The organism is Microcoleus sp. BR0-C5 (assembly GCF_036705045.1).
Lineage (GTDB): Bacteria > Cyanobacteriota > Cyanobacteriia > Cyanobacteriales > Microcoleaceae > Microcoleus.
The window spans coordinates 1-1,334 of sequence record NZ_JAUBTR010000203.1; the positions used below are offsets into that span (position 1 = coordinate 1).

1 protein-coding gene is annotated in these 1,334 nt (G+C 65.3%); it reads right to left on the reverse strand.

Going from position 1 to position 1,334, the window contains the following annotated elements:
• Window positions 1–33: 33 nt before the first annotated feature.
• Complete coding sequence (locus QUB08_RS31930) at window positions 34–1,278, reverse strand: IS256 family transposase (protein WP_190409672.1); 1,245 nt, start codon at window positions 1,276–1,278, stop codon at window positions 34–36.
• Window positions 1,279–1,334 lie beyond the last annotated feature (56 nt).

The window sequence follows — 1,334 nt, forward strand, 5'->3', positions numbered from 1 at the left end:
GGGAGTGTCAGAAAGTTTGTGTATGAGCTCCCGTCAGACCGCCATCGGAAAGCGGTCACCAAACAGCAACTGCAGATGGGGAATGGCGCGCTGCCACTCTTTGGCGGGGCGCTGTTTCCATTTCTTCCCCAGCGTACGCAGCACCAGATAGAGGAGTTTGGTGGCGGCGTCGTCGCTGGGGAAGTGCCCTCGGGTGCGGAGCGGTTTGCGCAGGTAGCTGTTGAGGCTTTCGATCGCGTTGGTGGTGTAGAGCACGCGCCGAACTTCCAGCGGATAGAGGAGGCTCGGCGTGAGGCGGTCCCACGCGCGCTCCCAGATGGGCGCGATCTGGGGAAAGCGCGCCCCCCACTGCGTCCGCACGTGCTCGAGCGCGGCGAGCGCAGCGGGCTCGCTCGGGGCTTGGTAGATGGCGCGCAGATCGGCGGCCACCGCCTTGCGCTCTTTCCAGCCCACGTACTGCAGGCTCTGCCGCACGAGGTGGACGACACATTGATGCACGGTGGCCTGCGGAAAGACGGCCGCCAAGGCGTCGGGCAGGCCCACCAGGCCGTCCATCATCGCGATCAGAATATCCTGCACGCCGCGCGTGCGGAGCTCGCTGAACACGCGATGCCAGAAACTCGCGCCCTCCGTCTGGGCGATCCACAGGCCCAGCACCTCCTTCGTGCCATCGGGGAGCACGCCTAGCGCGAGATGCACGGCTTTGTTCTGCACCACGCCTTCACCGCGGATCTTCACCCGCAACGCGTCAAACACCACCGCGAGATACACCGGCTCCAACGGCCGCCGCTGCCAGGTCGTGACCTCCTCCATCACCTCATTCGTGACCGTGCTGATCAGGTCCGGCGAGACGGGGACTTGGTAACGCTCCTCGAGGTAGCCCTGGAGCTCGCGCGTCGTCAGCCCCCGCGCGTAGAGCGCCAGCACGCTCTCATCGAACCCCGGGAGCCGCCGTACCCCTTTCGGTACGAACTGTGGGGTAAAGGTGCTGTGGCGATCGCGCGGAATCGCGAGATCGAGCGTCCCGGTATCGGTCGTGATCCGCTTGGGCGTCGTGCCATTGCGCGCATTCCCGGTCGGCGTCCGCCCCGCCCCCTCGGGGTAGCCCAAGTGATGCGTGAGCTCCGCCTGCAGCACCTTCTCGGTCAGCGCCTTTTGAAACGCCCGGTACACCTGCTGAAAGTCGGCGGGGGTCTTCACCCCCGCCGCCAGCTGATCAATCAACCCCTCGGGCAACGCCGCCAGCGTGGGATCTGCGGTCTTCTTCCGTCGAGCCATCCATCCTCCGTCGTGATACAGAGTTATGGCTCATACACAGAATTTCCGACACCCTC

Bases quoted from the DNA above. Each gene is read 5' to 3' on its own strand.
- QUB08_RS31930 (WP_190409672.1), bottom strand. From the start codon at position 1,278: ATGGCTCGACGGAAGAAGACCGCAGATCCCACGCTGGCGGCGTTGCCC.